Source organism: Tardiphaga sp. vice304, assembly GCF_007018905.1.
Classification (GTDB): domain Bacteria; phylum Pseudomonadota; class Alphaproteobacteria; order Rhizobiales; family Xanthobacteraceae; genus Tardiphaga.
The window spans coordinates 3,639,245-3,656,211 of sequence record NZ_CP041402.1 but is presented as its reverse complement, the minus strand read 5'-3'; the positions used below and the strand labels follow the sequence as shown (position 1 = coordinate 3,656,211).

Annotated in this window: 17 protein-coding genes; 6 read left to right on the top strand and 11 right to left on the bottom strand. The window is 64.3% G+C overall.

The annotated features are described in order from the left end of the window. Positions 1–32 precede the first annotated feature (32 nt). The 8 genes from FNL56_RS17350 to FNL56_RS17315 all read right to left on the bottom strand — a co-directional run bounded on the left by FNL56_RS17350 (position 33) and on the right by FNL56_RS17315 (position 7,728). On the bottom strand, positions 33–1,229 hold the full coding sequence (locus FNL56_RS17350; protein ID WP_143574138.1) for an MFS transporter: 1,197 nt from the start codon (positions 1,227–1,229) through the stop codon (positions 33–35). Then, positions 1,226–1,582, bottom strand: coding sequence for an ArsR/SmtB family transcription factor (locus FNL56_RS17345; RefSeq protein WP_143574137.1), 357 nt, complete (start codon positions 1,580–1,582; stop codon positions 1,226–1,228). The genes FNL56_RS17350 and FNL56_RS17345 overlap by 4 nt, the downstream gene beginning before the upstream one ends. A gap of 201 nt (positions 1,583–1,783) precedes the next feature. Further along, positions 1,784–3,658 (bottom strand): TRAP transporter large permease, encoded by a 1,875-nt coding sequence (locus tag FNL56_RS17340; RefSeq protein ID WP_143574136.1) that lies wholly within the window; start codon positions 3,656–3,658, stop codon positions 1,784–1,786. Then, entirely contained in the window at positions 3,655–4,320 is a 666-nt protein-coding gene (locus FNL56_RS17335; protein WP_143574135.1) for a TRAP transporter small permease subunit, read from the bottom strand. The genes FNL56_RS17340 and FNL56_RS17335 overlap by 4 nt, the downstream gene beginning before the upstream one ends. 143 nt (positions 4,321–4,463) lie before the next feature. Continuing rightward, a complete protein-coding gene (locus FNL56_RS17330; protein WP_143574134.1) occupies positions 4,464–5,597 on the bottom strand; it encodes a TRAP transporter substrate-binding protein in 1,134 nt (377 codons plus the stop codon). A gap of 180 nt (positions 5,598–5,777) precedes the next feature. Then, positions 5,778–7,013, bottom strand: a complete 1,236-nt coding sequence (locus tag FNL56_RS17325; protein ID WP_143574133.1) for an MFS transporter — start codon at positions 7,011–7,013, stop codon at positions 5,778–5,780. A gap of 107 nt (positions 7,014–7,120) precedes the next feature. Beyond that, positions 7,121–7,438: a BrnA antitoxin family protein gene (locus FNL56_RS17320; protein ID WP_143574132.1), complete on the bottom strand. Its 318-nt coding sequence runs from the start codon at positions 7,436–7,438 to the stop codon at positions 7,121–7,123. A 77-nt stretch (positions 7,439–7,515) separates the two neighbouring features. Then, positions 7,516–7,728, bottom strand: coding sequence for a hypothetical protein (locus tag FNL56_RS17315; RefSeq protein ID WP_143574131.1), 213 nt, complete (start codon positions 7,726–7,728; stop codon positions 7,516–7,518). Positions 7,729–7,903: 175 nt separating this feature from the next. Between FNL56_RS17315 and FNL56_RS17310 the strand changes: the two genes are divergently transcribed. Then, positions 7,904–9,289 (top strand): Nramp family divalent metal transporter, encoded by a 1,386-nt coding sequence (locus FNL56_RS17310; protein ID WP_143574130.1) that lies wholly within the window; start codon positions 7,904–7,906, stop codon positions 9,287–9,289. Positions 9,290–9,593: 304 nt separating this feature from the next. Here FNL56_RS17310 and FNL56_RS17305 read toward each other — a convergent pair whose 3' ends face one another. The 3 genes from FNL56_RS17305 to hemB form a co-directional block, all read right to left on the bottom strand. Further along, positions 9,594–10,370 (bottom strand): arginyltransferase, encoded by a 777-nt coding sequence (locus tag FNL56_RS17305; protein WP_143574129.1) that lies wholly within the window; start codon positions 10,368–10,370, stop codon positions 9,594–9,596. A 91-nt stretch (positions 10,371–10,461) separates the two neighbouring features. Further along, a complete protein-coding gene (locus FNL56_RS17300; RefSeq protein WP_143574128.1) occupies positions 10,462–11,001 on the bottom strand; it encodes an RDD family protein in 540 nt (179 codons plus the stop codon). A gap of 279 nt (positions 11,002–11,280) precedes the next feature. Further along, a complete protein-coding gene (hemB, locus tag FNL56_RS17295) occupies positions 11,281–12,345 on the bottom strand; it encodes a porphobilinogen synthase (RefSeq protein ID WP_143574127.1) in 1,065 nt (354 codons plus the stop codon). Between the two features lie 175 nt (positions 12,346–12,520). Between hemB and FNL56_RS17290 the strand changes: the two genes are divergently transcribed. The 5 genes from FNL56_RS17290 to FNL56_RS17270 all read left to right on the top strand — a co-directional run bounded on the left by FNL56_RS17290 (position 12,521) and on the right by FNL56_RS17270 (position 16,286). After that, positions 12,521–12,997 (top strand): DUF6163 family protein, encoded by a 477-nt coding sequence (locus FNL56_RS17290; protein ID WP_143574126.1) that lies wholly within the window; start codon positions 12,521–12,523, stop codon positions 12,995–12,997. Positions 12,998–13,061: 64 nt separating this feature from the next. Then, positions 13,062–14,627 (top strand): AMP-binding protein, encoded by a 1,566-nt coding sequence (locus FNL56_RS17285; protein ID WP_143574125.1) that lies wholly within the window; start codon positions 13,062–13,064, stop codon positions 14,625–14,627. A gap of 369 nt (positions 14,628–14,996) precedes the next feature. Beyond that, positions 14,997–15,509, top strand: coding sequence for a transcriptional regulator LdtR (ldtR, locus tag FNL56_RS17280; RefSeq protein WP_143574124.1), 513 nt, complete (start codon positions 14,997–14,999; stop codon positions 15,507–15,509). Between the two features lie 307 nt (positions 15,510–15,816). Continuing rightward, positions 15,817–16,044 carry a hypothetical protein gene (locus FNL56_RS17275; RefSeq protein WP_143574123.1) on the top strand — a complete coding sequence of 76 codons (228 nt, stop codon included), beginning with the start codon at positions 15,817–15,819 and terminating at the stop codon, positions 16,042–16,044. Between the two features lie 20 nt (positions 16,045–16,064). Further along, on the top strand, positions 16,065–16,286 hold the full coding sequence (locus FNL56_RS17270; RefSeq protein WP_143574122.1) for a hypothetical protein: 222 nt from the start codon (positions 16,065–16,067) through the stop codon (positions 16,284–16,286). Positions 16,287–16,967 lie beyond the last annotated feature (681 nt).

Genomic DNA, 16,967 nt, shown 5'->3' with positions numbered 1-16,967 from the left:
CTTCGAAGCAGATCTCAGCGCGATCTGCCAGGCTAACGCGCGTCTGGTTCCGCAATTCCCGAAGCAGTGTTCGGGATGCGCTGCGGCACGGCGCGCAGCAGCAGCAGCGCCAGCAGCGCCGACAGGCTAAGCGCCGACGACACGATCAGCACGCGGCTACCGATCACGTCGATCAACAGGCCGAACGCCAAGGGGGCTGCCGCCTGCGCCATCCGCGACGGCGCGCCGAGCAGCCCCAGGCGATAGCCGTAATCTCTGGGCCCGAAGATCGCCAGCGGCAGCGTGCCGCGCGCGATGGTGAGGACGCCGTTGCCGGCGCCGTGAAACAGCGCGAACACGCCGGCCGCGCCGCCGCCGAACAGCGCCAGGATGCCGACGCCGAGCGGATGCGTCAGGCACGCCAGCCGCGTCGAGAGCAGCGGATGATAGCGGCTGAGAAAACCGGCCTCGAAGATCCGCGCGATCACCTGCGCGGGCCCGATCAGCATGCCGGCGCTGATCGCCTGCAGCGGCGTGGCGCCGGCGGCCTCCATGATGCGCGGCAGATGCGCCGCCATCGCGCCGGTGACGGTCCATGCCGCGGCAAAGGCAAAGGCCAGCAACACCATGGTGCGGTCGATCGGCACCTGCGGCTTGATCGCGGTCACGGCCGCGGCCTTGGCGCCCTTGATGGCGGGAAGGAAGATCAGGTTGAGCGGCAGGCCGAGCAGAATATGCGCCGCTGCCCAGGCAAAACACGTCTCGCGCCAGCCGATCGTCGACAGGCCCCAGGCCGTCAACGGCCAGCCGACGGTGCTGGCGAGGCCTGCCAGCAGCGTGATCCCGGTGATCGAGCGCCGCGCCTCGTTGCCGTAGATTCTCCCCAGCGCCGCGAAGGCGGCGTCATAGAGCCCGAGCCCCATGCCGATTCCGAGCAGCAGCCACGCCACGATCAGAACCGGGATCGAGCCGGCGAGGCCGAGCACGGCGAGCCCGGCTGCCAGAATGATGTTGGAGGCCGACAGCACCTGGCGGCCGCCGAACAGATCGATCTGCCGGCCGACGCGCGGGCCGAGCAGGGCCGAGATCACCAGCGACGCGGAGAACGCCGCGAACAGCCAGTTGCTGGAAATCCCGAGATCATGCGCGATCGGATCGGCGAGAATGGCGGGGAGATAGTAGCTGGACGCCCAGGCCAGCGTCTGGGTCGTGCCCAGGGCCAGGATGATCGGAAGCTGGCGCGGGCTCATTGAGGCGGCTTCATGGTCAGGGACATCCGCAGCTTGGCGCTTATTGGCGTGCCGCTGTCGCATTCGCGCGCATCGGCGCAGCATTCGCTGACCAGAAAATCCACCAGACCGTTCATGACGGCATAGTTGGCATGGCACAGCAGCGTGGTGGACTCGCGCACCTGAGTGATCAGACCGGCGACCACCAGCGTCTTGATGTGATGCGAAAGCGTCGACGGCGCGATTTTCAGCCGGTCCTGCAAGCGCCCGACCGCCAGGCCGGAAGCGCCGGCGCGGACCAGCGCGCGATAGATCCGCAGCCGCGTCGGGTTGCCCAGTGCTTCGAGTTTCGCGGCGGCATCATCGACTTTCATCGGCGCAATCTGGCGGCGGCAGGTCTGTTCGTCAAACGATATTTCTAGAATATTCGAACAAAGCCTATACCGGATCGTTGACTGCGCGACGCGACAAATCCGAATCGCCGCATGAGACGATGGATGTCATCGTCGCATGGGCGGCTTGCCAGGGTTCTGCGAACGGAGGCGAGCCGGCCCCGCCTCGCCTCGGTGGAAGCTCTAACTGCCGTACAGATAGTTCGGCAGCCACAGCGTCAGGCCGGGCCACAGATACATCAGCACCATGCAGAGGATGACGATCAGCATATAGGGCATCATGCCGGAGAAGATCTGGTTCAGCGTGACATGCGGCGGCGCCACGCCCTTCAGGTAGAAGGCCGACATCGCCACCGGCGGCGACAGGAAGGCGGCCTGCAGGTTGACGAACACCAGCACGCCCCACAGGATCGGGTCGATGCCGAAATGCTTCAGCATCGGCAGGAAGATCGGGACGAAGATCACGATGATCTCGGTCCATTCCAGCGGCCAGCCGAGAACGAAGATGATCGCCTGCGACAGGATCATGAACTGGATCGGCGACAGGTTGAGCGATAGCACCCAGCCTTCCAGCAGCGCCTGGCCGCCGAGGATGGCGAACACCGCCGAGAACAAAGCCGAGCCGACGAACAGCCAGCACACCATCGAGGTCGTCTTGGCGGTGAGGAACACGGCCTCCTTGGTGCGCTTCCAGTCCAGCGTACGCGCCTGGAACGCCAGCAGGAATGCGCCGGCCGCACCAACCGCGGCGGATTCAGTCGCGGTGGTGATGCCGAGCAGGATCACGGCCAGCACCACGGCCGTCAGAATGCCGAGCGGCATCACCGAGATGGTCAGGAGCCGCAGCACCTCGAACTGCTCGGCGCCCATCGTCCAGTAGTAATAGAACAGCAGCAGCGCGGAGACCGCGGCGATGAAGGCGAACCAGCTGTAGAATTGCGGCGGCGGCCCGGCATAGGCCGGCGCCTTCGATGCCTCGTTTTGCAGATCGGCGCTGCCCATCTGCTGCAGCACTTCCGGTGCATTGTCGCGCGCGTCCGACGACGATCCGCCGCCGAGCTCCTCGAGCTTCTCCTCCGCCGGCTCGCCGGAAGAGGGCAGGGCCTCGGGGGATCGCATCCGCTCGGTGGCCTCGATGACGGTCGCGGACTGCACGTCCGGCTGCTGATGGATCACGACAAACCACCACGTCGCCCACAGCGTCGCCACGGCGAGCACTAGCGGCACCAGCGCGAAGCCAAGATTTTTCAGAAGGTCGCCATAGCGCAACCGCGCGCCGTCGATGCTCAGCGCCATCGCCTTCGACGGCGCCACGGCCGCGCCGAGCAGCGCCGGCAGCATGCGGAGGGAATAGTTTTGCTGCAGCTCGCGCACCCATGGCCGCACCGGCACGCGGGTCTCGCTTTCCGGCAGCTTCGGCGCGATCTTCGGGTTCAGCAACGCCCAGCCGATGACGTAGACCAGATAAAGGAAGGCCAGAAAGAAGCCGGGAAACATCGCGGCGGCATAGAGCTTGACGACGGACTGACCGGCCACCGCGGCATAGACGATGATCATCACCGAGGGCGGGATCAGAATGCCCAGCGTGCCGCCGGCGGTGATGACGCCCGACGCGAGTTTCACGTCATAGCCCGCCTTCAGCATCGGGTTGAATGCAATCACGCCCATCAGCACCACGACGGCGCCGACCAGCCCCGACGCGATGCCCCAGAAGGTGCAGACCACCAGCGTTGCCACGGCGAGCGAACCCGGCACGCGGCGGAACGCGAGCTGGATCGAATAGAACATCTTGTCGACCAGCGCGCCCCTCTCCATCACATATCCCATCAGCACGAACAACGGGATCGAGATCAGCACGTCATTGGTCATCGCGCCGTAGGTGCGCTGGACCATCAGGTCGAAAATGTGATTGTCCGCCCACGGCTGGTCGGCCCGGTGATAGGCGAAGAAGCCGAAGAACATCCCCAGCCCCATCAAGGTGAAGGCGGTGGGAAAGCCCATCATGATCACTACCACGATGAGGCCGAGCATCAGGAGCCCGAGTGCCGGATCGCTCATCGGATGCTGTCCCCCATGCCGCGCTGCCTGGCGGCTTCCTCGATGTCCTGCGCATGCGCGATGGCGTTGCGGCGGGTCTCCTCGTCGACGTGCTCGCTGGCGGCGAGCTGCTCCTCGACGACGTCGATCTCGGAGACGTCCTTCAGTCGGCTCGGCCACACGCCGGTGCGCAGGCAGATGATCGCGCGCATGATCTCGGCCGCGCCCTGCAGCAGCAGCAGCGCGCCCGCCAGCGGGATCATCGCCTTGAAATGATAGACCGGCGGCCCGTCGGCGGTGACGTTGGAATGTTCGCGGATGCGCCAGCTATCGCCGGCATAGTCCCAGCCGGCATAGGCCAGCGCGGCGATGCCCGGCAGGAAGAAGACGATGTACAGCACCAGGTCGAGGGCAGCCTGGGTGCGTGGCCGCATCGAGCTGTACAGGAAATCGCCGCGGACATGGCCGTTCTGCGCCAGCGTATAGGCGCCGCACAGCATGAACAGCGAGCCGTACATCATGTTCGAGGCGTCGAAGATCCACGCCGTCGGCATGTTCATGATGTAGCGCTTGAACACCTCGACGCAGACCAGCGTCATCAGCCCCATGATCAGCCACGCGGCCGCCTTGCCGGCAAAGGTGCTGATGCCGTCGATCGTGTGCAGGAGGCGCTGGGCATTCATGGGGCAGGCCATTTCACGAGAGCAGTGCTTCTTCACCCTTCCCCTCCAGGGGAGGGTAGAAAGGCCCGAACTTTACAGACAATACGATAGCATCACCCGGAATGCGCCATCCCGGATGATGCGTCTGTACGATCAGTCCGGCATCAGGTCTTCTTCTTGGCGTTGGCGCCGAAGTAATGATTGTAGGCCATGCGCCGGTTTACCACCGTATCCTGCTCCCATTGCGTGGTGCGCTTGGCAAAGGCCTGCTGGGATTCCGAGATCTCCTTGAAGAGAGGGTTCTCCGCCGATTTCTTGGCGACCACCTCGTCGTAGATCTCGAGCTGTCTCAGCAGCACCGAGTCCGGCGTCTTGTAGAACTTCACCTTGTCCTTGGACTGCAGGTCGGCGTAGTCCTGCGAGTAGCGGTCGATCGCCTTCCACGACATGTCCTGGCCGGCGGCATCTGCCGCGCTGGCAATGATCGCCCGCATCTTTTCCGGCAGCGCGTCGTACTTGGTCTTGTTGAACAGGATCTCGAACTGTTCGGCGTTCTGGTGATAGCTCTGCAGCATGCAGGTTTTTGAGACGTCGGCGAATCCGAGCAGGCGGTCCGACGAGGCGTTGTTAAATTCCGCGGCATCGAGCAGGCCTCGGTCCATTGCCGAGACGATCTCGCCGCCGGGCAAAGCGTTGACCGCGGCACCCAGCCCGGTGAACACGTCGATCGAAATGCCGACGGTGCGGAATTTGACGCCCTTGAGGTCGTCGGCCTTGGTGATCGGCTTCTTGAACCAGCCGAGCGGCTGTGTCGGCATCGGCCCATAGGGGAAGGACACGACGTTGGCGCCGATCGAGGCGTAGAGCTTCGACAGCAACTCCTTGCCGCCACCATATTTGTGCCAGGCCAGCAGCATGTTGGCGTCCATCGCATAGGCGGGACCCGAGCCCCACAGCGCCAGAGCGGTCTGCTTGCCGTAGTGATACACCATCACGCCGTGGCCGCCGTCGAGCGTGCCCTTGGAGACCGCGTCGAGCAGGCCGAACGCCGGCACCACGGCGCCGGCCGGCAGCACCTCGATCTTCAGGTCGCCGCCGGTCATGTCATTGACCTTCTTGGCGTAGTCCTGCGCGTATTCGTGGAAGATATCCTTGGCGGGCCAGGTGCTCTGCCAGCGCATGCTGATCGGGCCCTGCTGCTGGGCAATCGCCGGCGCGGTAATCGTGGCCGCGGCGGCGCCGGCTGCGGCGGTTTTCAGAAAGCGGCGGCGCGTGGAAGTCGTGTCCCTGCTGGTCATGTCATCCTCCCCGGTGAAGCCGATCCTGGTTGGCCGGCCTTTTGCTTGCTGGCCAGACAAAGGCCTGCGTCCGGGTTTGGCAAGATTGTTCGCCTGTCTGCGACGCTTCGACGCGGGAGAACTTGAACTATCAAATCTGCTGCGGTGCGGTAGTGATAGTCGAACTATCTGTCGTGCGCGTTAGGCCGATGCCTCGCCGACCATCTCCGGCTGCCGGTCCAGCGCGACGGCGGGCGAGGTCAGGATGACGACAGCCTGCCAGGCAAAGCCGGCGACGGCGAGGTACAGGCAGGCTTCCGCATCGTAGTACCCGCCAACCACCGCCGCGAGGCCGGCACCGATCGGGCGCGCGCCATAGCTTAAAATGTTGATGGCGGAGACGCGGCCGAGCAGGCTGGGCGGCGTCACCGACTGCCGTAGCGTGGTCGTCGCGATCACCCACAGGATCGGACCGGCGCCGAGCAGAAAGAAGCTCAACCCGGCCAGCACCGGTGAGGCGATCCATGTCGTCAGCGCCATCACCAGCGAGGCAACCAGGCCGGTGACCGGCCCGAGCGCGATGCAGAGGCCGAACGGCAGCCGCCGCATCACCCTTGTGGCCAATAGCGCACCGATCACCATGCCGCCGCCATACATCGAAAGCACGGCGCCGATGCCGACGGCGCCAAGGCCGAGATGGCGAACGGCGTAGGGCACGAACACCGCCAGGATGAGGAAGGCGGCGGCACCGAAGATGAGTTGGGTGACGAACACCGGCCGCAGCAAGGGATGGCGGGCGACGAAGGCCAGCCCCTCTGCGATGTCCTGCAGCGGTCGCCGCCGTATGACGCGCGCGCGAGCAGGTTCGTGGATGCCGGACAGCAACAGGACGGCTGCGATCGACAGCGCCGCCGCAACGCCGAAAGCCGGTGCAGCGCCGACAAGCCCGACCAGCACGCCGCCGAGCGCCGGTCCGCCGGCAAAGGCGATGGTGCGCGCCAGTTCGATCCGCGCATTGGCCGCGGCGAGTTGCGGGGATGCGACCAGCGACGGCACCAGCGCGGGCGCGGCGACGCTGTAGACCACCGTGCCGCACACCGCGACAAAGCCGAGCAGCGCCAGCCACGGCAGCGTCAGCAGGCCGGACCAGATCAGCGCCAGGATCGTCAGCAGCGAGGCCGCGCGCATCGCCTCTGCCGACGCCATCAGGACGCGCCGCGAGATGCGGTCGGCAAGCAGGCCGGCGGGGATCGCGAACAGCACGAAGGGCAGCGTCAGCGCGGTCTGTAACAGGCCGGTCTGGCCCTCGCCTGTGCCCAGCAGCAGCACCGCGACGATCGGCGCCGCCGCCAGCGCCAGTTGCTCGGCCGATTGCGCCGCGAGGTTCGACCAGGCGAGGCGGTTGAAGGTAGCGGGCAGGCGAGGGGGCAAGGGCATGGCGGATCCGATCTGTTGCTCGCACCCTGCCGCGCCGGGCAGGCTCGCGGCCACCCGATTACCGAACCGGTAGCAATCGCCTTTGATCGAGAATCGTGCTTGTCCAGCTAGGCCCGCTTCTTCTTCGGCGGCGCCGGCGTCTCGAACTTCACCTTGCCGCGGCTGATTTTCGACTTCAGCATGTCGTTGATCCGGGTTTGCCATCCCGGACCCGTCGCGCGCAGCGCCTCGAGCACGTCGCCGTCGAGCCGCAGCTTGACCGGCACCTTGGGGTTCTCGATCCGGGGCCGGCCGACCATGTTCTTGAACTGTGCCAGAATCTCGGGGGGTAACTCGGATGCCGGCCGCGCCCGTGCAAAATCCTCTGCCGTCCAGTCCGGGTTCTCGTCATGGATCGCTGGGTCGAACTTGGGTTTCTTTGACATGGCGCTTCATCTCCTTCGCATGTGCGCGTCGCAGACTGATCGGACGAACCTTGCCGCTGCACCTCGCGTCGAAATTCTCAGTTCTTCCGCGACCGGCGGGCGTCGGGATGGCTGACCAGGACCGCGCCGGGGGCGGGGCTGGTCGCTTCGAACAATTCATCACAGACGTAATCGTTGAAGATGGTGGTGCCGTCGTCGGTATAGGTCGCGCCCTCGGCGATCGGGAATGCCGTGTCATATTCCAGATCGATGGTCAGCGATCGCTTCGCCCGGTAGGTCTTGCCGCTCATTGTGGTGCTCCGATTCCTGTTGTGAGCGTTCTAGCAGCTTTTGATCTCGATCAGGGCCAGGTGCCCAGGATGCAGGATCATCTGGTCGGGCATCGAATCGAAATCCGAAGGTCGGTCACGCAGATGCAGTTGCAAATGAGTTGCAATAAGCCGGAATTTCCGCCATCCTTTTGCGATGGACGCCAAAGCCCCCGCCATTCCCGCCGATCCTACGAATCCGCTGCCCACCGAGGTGGTCGGTAAGCCCGGCGGCTGGCGTACCGCGCGTGGCGATCCCTCGCTGCTGGGCATGTTCGCCTCGGTCAAGGTCGCCAAGAACGGCTCGTTCTTCCGCAAGCTGCTGGCGTTTCTCGGGCCGGGCTATCTGGTCGCGGTCGGCTATATGGACCCCGGCAACTGGGCGACCTCGCTCGCCGGCGGCTCAAAATTCGGCTACGCGCTTCTGACCATCGCGTTGCTCTCCAATCTGATGGCGATCGTGCTGCAGTCGCTGTGTTCGCGGCTCGGCGTCGGCGCCGGGCGCGACCTCGCGCAGGCCTGCCGCGACGCCTTTCCGCGCGCGGTGTCGTGGTTGCTGTGGATCTCGGCGGAGATCGCCATCACCGCGACCGATCTGGCCGAAGTGATCGGGACTGCCATCGGCCTCAATCTGCTGTTCGGCATTCCGCTCGAGATCGGCGTCGTCATCACGGCGGCCGACGTGTTCCTGATCCTGGCCCTGCAGGCGTTCGGCTTCCGCTGGATCGAGGCCTTCGTGGTGACGCTGCTCGGCGTGATCGCGGCGTGTTTCGCGGTGCAGATCGCGATGGCCGATCCGAACTGGGGCGAGGTGATCCGCGGTTTCGCGCCGACCACCGAGATTCTGCACAATCGTGAAATGCTGTTCCTCGCGCTCGGCATTCTCGGCGCGACGGTGATGCCGCATAATCTCTATCTGCATTCCGGGCTCGTGCAGACCCGCGGCTATGGCGACAGCGTCGCGGAGAAGAAGGAAGCGATCACGCTTTCGACCTGGGATTCCACCATCGCGCTGTGTCTGGCGCTGACCATCAATGCCTCGATCCTGATCCTCGCGGCCGCCACCTTCCACAAGGCCGGCCGCCACGATGTCGCCGAGCTCGAACAGGCCCACACCTTTCTGGCGCCGATGCTCGGCTCGACGCTGGCGCCGACCCTGTTCGGCATCGCGCTGTTGTGCTGCGGATTGAACTCGACGATCACCGCGACGCTGGCCGGTCAGATCGTGATGGAGGGATTCATCAAATTCCGCATGGCGCCGTGGCTGCGCCGCATGGTCACGCGGATGATCGCGATCGTCCCGGCGGTCGGCGTGACGATCTGGTACGGCGAGAAGGCGACCGGGCAGTTGCTGATCCTCAGCCAGGTGGTGCTGAGCCTGCAACTGCCATTCGCCGTGGTGCCCCTGGTCCTGTTCACCGCAAGCCGGAGCAAGATGGGCCCGTTCGTCGCGCCGCGCTGGGTCACCGCATTGGCTGCGCTGACCGCGGCCATCATCATCGCGCTGAACCTGAAGCTGGTGTTCGATTTCGTGTTGGGGTAGCCCGGATGACAATCCGGGGCCGGCTGATTAAACGAGAGAACTGCCCAAGCCAATTCCGCACGCAAAAGATGAAGGGACTGACAACTACCGTTATCCCAGTGCAGTGGTTCACAGGACCAGGGCATTGGCCGTGGCAGCAGCCAAACAGGAGCACAAAGGTGAGGCCGTAGATATCGTCCCGATCCACTGGGCCGATAGCGAATCCAAGATTCGCTGGTGATGAAATAATGGAATCATTTAGTAAGTCATCTATCCGCTGAAACGCTGGCCCCCGGATTTTGCTGCGCTTCATCCGGGCTACGGATCACTCTTGCGGCTCGCTGATGCTCTCGCCACCGGCATCGACGCGCATCCAGCCGGAGGGCGCCAGCCGCTGCTGCGGTAGATAGCGGCCCTTGTAGTCCATTTTCTTGGAACCTTCGATCCAGTAGCCCAGATAGACATAAGGCAGCCCGAGCCGGCGCGCGCGGGCGATGTGGTCGAGGATCATGAAAGTGCCGAGCGAGCGGCTCTCTTCGGCCGGCTCGAAGAACGAATACACCATCGACAGACCGTCGGTCAGCACGTCGGTCAGCGCTACGGCGATCAGATCCCCGCCGCGGCCGGTGATGCCGCTGTCGGGACCGCGGCGGCGATATTCGATCAGCCTGGTCTCGACATGGCTGTCCTCGACCATCATCGCGTAGTCCAGCACGGTCATGTCGGCCATGCCGCCATTGCGGTGGCGCTGGTCGAGATAGGCGCGGAACACGGAATACTGCTCCGAGGTCGGCACCGCGCTGCGCTGCTCGCCGATGATGTCACTGTTGCGCGCCATCACCTTCTTGAAATTACGCGACGGGCGGAATTCATTGGCGATCACGCGGATCGAGACGCAGGCGCGGCACTGGTCGCAGGCCGGGCGATAGGCGATCGACTGCGAGCGCCGGAAACCGCCATGGGTCAGGAGGTCGTTGAGATCGCCGGCCTTGTCGCCGACCAGATGGGTGAACACCTTGCGCTCGTGCCGGCCCGGCAAATAAGGGCAGGGCGACGGCGCCGTCAGGTAGAATTGCGGAGTGTCGCGGGAGTGCTGGGTCACGGTTGGCGTCAGTCTCCGAAGCAGGTGGTGCCAGCATCGCGCTGCCCGGGCCGACGGTCAATCCGTCGGCCGCTTTGCCGAATATAATCGTTCAATAGGTCCGGCCTGCCGGCTGCGCCATCCGCGCCTGGGCGGAATTGTTGACGACCACGGTGCCGAGCACGAGGTCGTGCAACAGCTGACGACGGCCATTGAGCAGGCCGACCACCAGCACCAAGGGCGTCAGGAACGAGATCGAGGCCCAGAACAGCACCGCATGCGCGCAGCCGAGCAGGAAGTAGCCCGGCGTGCCGGTGAAGGTTCGCATCTGCAAATCCATCGTCCGCATCCCCCAGGTGGCGGAATGCGGGCCGCCGAGCGACATGCCGTAATACAGGATCGGCCAGATCACCGTGGCCGGTGACACCAGCCAGAACAGTCCCCAGCCGAGCCCGAGCGTGACCAGCCCGAACACCGCGATGAAGATCACCGCGAGAACCACCGGGATGGAGATCACCACGAGATCGATCAGGAAGGCGACAAGGCGCCGTGTCAGCACGCCACTGAACAGCTGCGGATTCGCCCACGGATCATAGGCGCCGCCAGGCTGCGGGCCGCTGCGCCAGGTGGTGTTCGAATTGTTGTCGGACATCACGGTTCTCCGCCTGCACCATCGCAGTCCTGACAAATGGATATCGGCGAACCCCGGCGCAAGACGCCGGCATCGTTGCAGAGGAGAGCCGGCTCTTTCTTCCCTCTCCCCCGCGCGAAGCTTCGCTTCGCTAGGTGGGAGAGGGTGGATTGAACCGCGTAGCGGGTCGAGACGGGTGAGGGGTAGCCACAAGCTCTGAGCCTGGCAACTCCTCATCCGTCACGGCCTTCGGCCGTGTCACCTTCTCCCACAAGGGGAGAAGGAAGAAAAAAGCCGCGGCTAGCGCTCGCGGCGCAGTTTCTCGGCGGCGGCGGGCGCAAAGTAGCTCAGTACGCCGTCGGCGCCGGCGCGCTTGAAGGCGAGCAGGCTTTCCATCATGGCGCGGTCGCCGTCGATCCAGCCGTTGTTGGCGGCGGCCATGATCATCGCGTATTCGCCGGACACCTGATAGGCGAAGGTCGGTACCGCAAAGGTGTCCTTCACGCGGCGGACGATGTCGAGATAGGGCATGCCGGGCTTCACCATCACCATGTCGGCGCCCTCGGCGAGATCGAGCTCGACCTCGCGGATCGCCTCGTCGGAATTGGCGGAGTCCATCTGGTAGGTGCGCTTGTCGCCGGTCAGCATCTTGGCCGAGCCGATCGCGTCGCGGAACGGGCCATAGAAGGCGGAGGCGTATTTCGCGGCATAGGCCATGATCTGAACGTCGAGGAACCCGGCGGCATCGAGCGCCGTGCGGATCGCACTGACCCGCCCGTCCATCATGTCGGACGGCGCGATGATGTCGCAGCCGGCCTCGGCCTGCACCAGCGCCTGGCGCACCAGCACGGCGACGCTCTCGTCGTTCAGGATCCGGCCGTCGTCATGCAGCAGGCCGTCATGGCCGTGGCTGGTGAAGGGGTCGAGTGCCACGTCGCACAGCACGCCGAGATCGGGAAATTCCTTCTTGATGGCGCGCACGGTCTGGCAGACCAGATTATTGCCGTTCCAGGCTTCCGAACCGATATCGTCGCGCAGCGAGGCCTCGGTATAGGGAAACAGCGCGATGCAGGGAATGTCGAGCTTCATGGCGCGCTCGGCGTCGCGCACCGCCTGATCGACCGTCAGGCGCTGCACGCCGGGCATCGAGGCGACGTCGGCGCGCTTGTTGTCGCCGTCGATCACGAACAACGGCCAGATCAGGTCGTCGGTGGTGAGGACGTTTTCGCGCACCATGCGGCGCGCCCATTCCGACTTGCGGTTGCGGCGCGGCCGGCTGACGAGATCGAGCGACGGGGCGGTGTAGACGGAGGGACGCGGGGAGGGCTCACGCAGGTCGATGGGACGCCCGAATTTGATCGCCATGATGCCGTCTCTCCCGAACTTTCGAATTCGACTTTTTCTAGTTCTAGCATGTGACCGGTGTTTCGTCACCGCGATCATGGAATGGCTGGGTGATTGATTTTGCGGCCCCGAAGGCCCACAAAACCAGCCATGACTCGCACCATCTCTCCAGTTCCCGCTCCCGAACGGCCGCGGCATGTCTGAGCCCGCCGCACGCGACACCTCGCGGGACATCTCGTCGCGGGATCTGGCGATGTCGGTCGCGGCGATCTCCTCGACCCGCGAAATCTCCGAAGAGAACGTCTGGACCCGCCGGCTGGTGCTGTTTCTGCGCATCATGGCCGTGATCTCGATGGCCCAGGGCCTGTACCACTGGGCGCAGGTCACCGGCTTCGTCGGCACCGAGGACGAGGCCTTCGAGGTGCAGACCATGGCCTGGCAGACGGCCACGGTCTATTTCGCGGTCATCGAACTGGTCGGCGCCGTCGGGCTGTGGCTGGCGACGCCGTGGGGGGCGGTGGTCTGGCTCACCACCGTGGTCTCGATGGGTGTGATCGAGCTGATGTTCCCCAATATCTACGGCGGCAATCTGGTGATCGTCGGACTGCAGGCGGTATTTCTCGCCGCCTATCTGGCGCTGGCCTGGATGGCCGCCCGCGAACGGCCGCCATAGGTACCGTCGCTGCCGCACGACAGGCCTCGCAGAAGGCCGTGCTTGATAATCCAGGGAGGTTTCCATGAACCCGCTTTATTCCGGCGGCACCGCCGGCAGCCTGATCGTCAGCGCCATCGCGCGCCACGGCGATCGCCCCGCGCTGGCCGATGGCACCGTGCGCTGGAGCTACCGCGAGTTCGGCGATGTCGTCGCCCGCTTCATCACGCTGTTTCGATCGATCGGCCTCAAGAAGGGCGACGCACTCTGTGTGTTGTCCGGCAACCGCGCCGACGCCTGGGCGGCGATTTCCGCCTGCATGGTGATGGGGCTGCGCTACACGCCGCTGCATCCGATGGCCGCGGAAGACGATCATGCCTTCATCGTCGAGGACGCCGAAATCGACGCGCTGATCGTCGAGGCCGGCAAGTTTGCCGCGCGCGGCCTGGCGATCCAGGCGCGCGTCCCCGGCCTCAAGCATCTTCTCTCCTTCGGCGCGCTGGAAGGCGCGCGCGACCTGCTGGCCGAGCTGCCGGACGCCGTGCCGGCGCCGCTGGTCGACGACAGCGCGTTCGGCGACACGGCCTTCCTCGCTTATACCGGCGGCACCACCGGCCGCTCCAAGGGCGTGATGCTGCCGCACCGCGTGCTGGTGGCGATGTCGCTGGCGATCGTCGCGGACTGGGACTGGCCGGCCGAGATCCGCTATCTCGCCGCGACGCCGATCAGCCACGCGGCGGGCATCACGCTGTTTCCGGTGATGCTGCGCGGCGGCTTCAGCCGGCTGGTGCAGGGTTTTGACGCTGAGACCTATTGCCGGGCCGTGCAGGAGGACAGGATCACCGCGACCTTCCTGGTGCCGACGCTGATCTATGCGCTGATCGACGCGCCGGCCTTGCGCGAAAAATACGACCTCAGCAGCCTGCAGACGATCGTCTACGGCGCGGCGCCGATGTCGCCGGACCGGCTGCGCGAAGGCATCGCAATCTTCGGCAATGTCTTCGTGCAGCTCTACGGCCAGACCGAAGCGCCGCAGATCATCACCACGATGCGCAAGATCGATCATGACGATGCAAAGCCCGGGCGCCTCGGCTCCTGCGGCCGCGCCAATGCGATGGTCGAGGTCAAATTGTTCGATGCCGAGATGCGCGAAGTGGCATTGGGCCAGCCCGGCGAGATCTGCGTACGCGGCTCGCTGGTGATGGATGGCTACTGGAAGCGGCCGGAGGCGACCGAGGAAGCGCTGCGCGGCGGCTGGCTGCACACCGGCGATGTCGCGGTGAAAGATGCCGACGGCTATTTCTACATCGTCGACCGCACCAAGGACATGATCATCTCCGGCGGATTCAACATCTATCCGCGCGAAGTCGAGGACGCCTTGATGGCGCATCCTGCGGTGGCGTCGGCCGCGGTGATCGGCATTCCCGACGACAAATGGGGCGAGGCGGTGAAGGCCTTCGTCGTGCTGAAGCCCGGCGCCAACAATTCCGCCGCCGAGTTGCAGGCCCATGTGAAGGACAAGCGCGGCGCGCCGTGGTCGCCGAAGACGATCGACTTTCTCGCCGAGATCCCCGTCACCGGCCTCGGCAAGCTCGACCGCAAGGCGCTGCGCGCGCCGTATTGGGAGGGCAGGGTGCGCGGGGTTGCGTAACGCGCCCAATCTTTTTGCGTAAAACTGTCGAATAATTTTCGGCATTTTTTCGGTAAGATTTGAGTCACCCTAACGCCGCGGTCATCTCCGTTACCCCAACCTTTAAGATTTGAAGGATGCTGTTTCGCTATGGGCCAGAATCCGCGGACAAAGCTGGAACACGAGCTCCGCAGCGTGAATCAAAGATTGCAAGAAGCCCTTTATTCATCGGCTTAATACGCGATTCACTGTCTCAAATTCATGATCTCTTTATTGTCTTATTTAAGCGGTTCTTCAAACGCTGACCCTTACGTTGAGACCATCAGACGGGACAAAAGTTTCGTCAAATAAGTCGCAAAAAGCGACGAAGCGATAACAGGGGTTAGTGTCATGATGAAAGCCGTATCGACGGTTGAGAACGTGGATCTCGTTCCCGGACAGGCGCCGGTGCAGCCGCTATATCTCGAAGCGCTCACGCTGGTGGAGCGTCTGCATCGCCGCCTGCTCGACGTGATCAAGGACGAGTTCGACCGCCGCGGTCGTGCTGATATCAATTCGGTGCAGGCGCTTCTGCTGTACAACATCGGCGACAAGGAATTGACCGCCGGCGAGCTGCGCACCCGCGGCTACTATCTCGGCTCGAACGTGTCGTACAATCTGAAGAAGCTCGTCGAACTCGGCTTCCTCGATCACCAGCGCAGCCGCGTCGATCGCCGCTCGGTCCGCATCCGCCTGACCGCGCAGGGCCAGGAAATCCGCCACATCGTCGACGCGCTGTATCGCAAGCACGTCAAGACCGTTGAGCAGGTCGGCGGCATCTCGAACGAAGAATTCGCCACGCTCAACAAGTCGCTGCATCGCCTCGAGCGTTTCTGGACCGACCAGATCCTGTATCGCCTTTGAGAACGAACTGAGGAAACGCACCAAGGCGCTGGCGCGGAGCGTGTATGCTTCGCGACCGGCTCCGGCCCCGAGGCCGGCCATGTGCCGCTCTCATCCGAGAAGTGCGACCACCCAATCACCACACGCCGGGCAACGGCGGACCTCCGATCTGACGACCTTGATCGGCCCGCCTGGAAACAGCGGGCCGATTGTCGTTTGAGCGACGTGGTCTCCGGCGGCGCCGGAGATCGCGCCGCCAAAAATGTTTCCGCCGACGGAACTTGTTCCAGCCTCCGCGCCTTATCGCTTCGAACCGGAGGAACTTGCCATGTTGGTCGAGCGCGGATTGAAGGTGATGAACGTCGAGGCGGTGGGCGATGCCTACGCCATCGCTGCCAACTATCTGCGCAGGAGCGGCGCCATTCCCGACAGCCAGATCACGCATGATCGCCTGCTCGAACTTATCGTGCAGATGTTTCACCGCGGCGAAGGCAACAAGATCCGCCTCGCCAATCGCGCCATCGCATCGTTCGAATCCACCCAGCTCGTCGCCTGATGTCCGGAGAAGACAATCCGATGCAGACCGCCATCGACCGCATCATGCACACCTACGAAATGATGGTGAGCCGGACCCAGAGCGCCAACGACGAAGCGCGCGCCAAGGTGTCGAGCTACATCCAGTCGCTGTTCGATGGCGGCGAGAAGGACGAACACCGCCTGACGGTGTGCGGACTGACCTATCTGCGCGAACTCGATGGCAGCAACGATCCGGTCAAGGCCGGCTTTACCGGGATGTGAACCGGCGCGCCGTCGCCTGCTTGGCAGGATGTTTGACGGTAGGCCAAACGGCGCTTGGCTGATGATCAGTAATGCCGTTTGTGCAATCGGTCGCAGTCCTCGCTAGAGAGTGCCGAGCCGCGACCTGCGACTTCAGTCGCTTTCCCAAGATTGCATGGGCGCAACAAATGTTGCGCTGGGGCCACAGTTCCCCGGGATTTAACCGTCCGCCTAACTGATCCTTGCGTGCGCCGCGATTTAGCCACACGCCTCCATGAAATCATTTGACGTCCGCAGACCACCGCTGGCGCGCGCGAGCGACGGAAACGTCGGCTTGTCGGCGCGGCAGGTTGGGAAACCAGGTTCGAGATGAACGCCACGACGCCATCCAGGTCTAACCGATCCGCGCCGCAAGGCCGCGCCGCGATCGTGCGTTGCGGGCCTGATGAGCCGACGGATGGCCATCCCGGTCGCGCGCTGGCGGCTATTTCCGAAGGTGTCGATGTCTTCAAAAAGACTCCTTGCGTCGCGGATTTGAAACCGCGTGGCCGTGATCTCGCCAAACACATGCGTGATTTAGGGATCATGGAAAATCCGGACGGCCGCGCTGTCGATCATTGGACGTTGGACCGGAAACGGTCCGTCGACGGGCGGGCGACCAGGCTTCGACCACATGCGAGCCTTCCTGCATCTGTAGCGTCC

What these genes read in the sequence shown, in the direction of transcription:
- FNL56_RS17350 (WP_143574138.1), bottom strand. Translation starts at nt 1,229, where the DNA reads ATGAGCCCGCGCCAGCTTCCGATCATCCTGGCCCTGGGCACGACCCAG.
- FNL56_RS17345 (WP_143574137.1), bottom strand. Translation starts at nt 1,582, where the DNA reads ATGAAAGTCGATGATGCCGCCGCGAAACTCGAAGCACTGGGCAACCCG.
- FNL56_RS17340 (WP_143574136.1), bottom strand. Translation starts at nt 3,658, where the DNA reads ATGAGCGATCCGGCACTCGGGCTCCTGATGCTCGGCCTCATCGTGGTA.
- FNL56_RS17335 (WP_143574135.1), bottom strand. Translation starts at nt 4,320, where the DNA reads ATGAATGCCCAGCGCCTCCTGCACACGATCGACGGCATCAGCACCTTT.
- FNL56_RS17330 (WP_143574134.1), bottom strand. Translation starts at nt 5,597, where the DNA reads ATGACCAGCAGGGACACGACTTCCACGCGCCGCCGCTTTCTGAAAACC.
- FNL56_RS17325 (WP_143574133.1), bottom strand. Translation starts at nt 7,013, where the DNA reads ATGCCCTTGCCCCCTCGCCTGCCCGCTACCTTCAACCGCCTCGCCTGG.
- FNL56_RS17320 (WP_143574132.1), bottom strand. Translation starts at nt 7,438, where the DNA reads ATGTCAAAGAAACCCAAGTTCGACCCAGCGATCCATGACGAGAACCCG.
- FNL56_RS17315 (WP_143574131.1), bottom strand. Translation starts at nt 7,728, where the DNA reads ATGAGCGGCAAGACCTACCGGGCGAAGCGATCGCTGACCATCGATCTG.
- FNL56_RS17310 (WP_143574130.1), top strand. Translation starts at nt 7,904, where the DNA reads ATGGACGCCAAAGCCCCCGCCATTCCCGCCGATCCTACGAATCCGCTG.
- FNL56_RS17300 (WP_143574128.1), bottom strand. Translation starts at nt 11,001, where the DNA reads ATGTCCGACAACAATTCGAACACCACCTGGCGCAGCGGCCCGCAGCCT.
- hemB (WP_143574127.1), bottom strand. Translation starts at nt 12,345, where the DNA reads ATGGCGATCAAATTCGGGCGTCCCATCGACCTGCGTGAGCCCTCCCCG.
- FNL56_RS17290 (WP_143574126.1), top strand. Translation starts at nt 12,521, where the DNA reads ATGTCTGAGCCCGCCGCACGCGACACCTCGCGGGACATCTCGTCGCGG.
- FNL56_RS17285 (WP_143574125.1), top strand. Translation starts at nt 13,062, where the DNA reads ATGAACCCGCTTTATTCCGGCGGCACCGCCGGCAGCCTGATCGTCAGC.
- ldtR (WP_143574124.1), top strand. Translation starts at nt 14,997, where the DNA reads ATGATGAAAGCCGTATCGACGGTTGAGAACGTGGATCTCGTTCCCGGA.
- FNL56_RS17275 (WP_143574123.1), top strand. Translation starts at nt 15,817, where the DNA reads ATGTTGGTCGAGCGCGGATTGAAGGTGATGAACGTCGAGGCGGTGGGC.
- FNL56_RS17270 (WP_143574122.1), top strand. Translation starts at nt 16,065, where the DNA reads ATGCAGACCGCCATCGACCGCATCATGCACACCTACGAAATGATGGTG.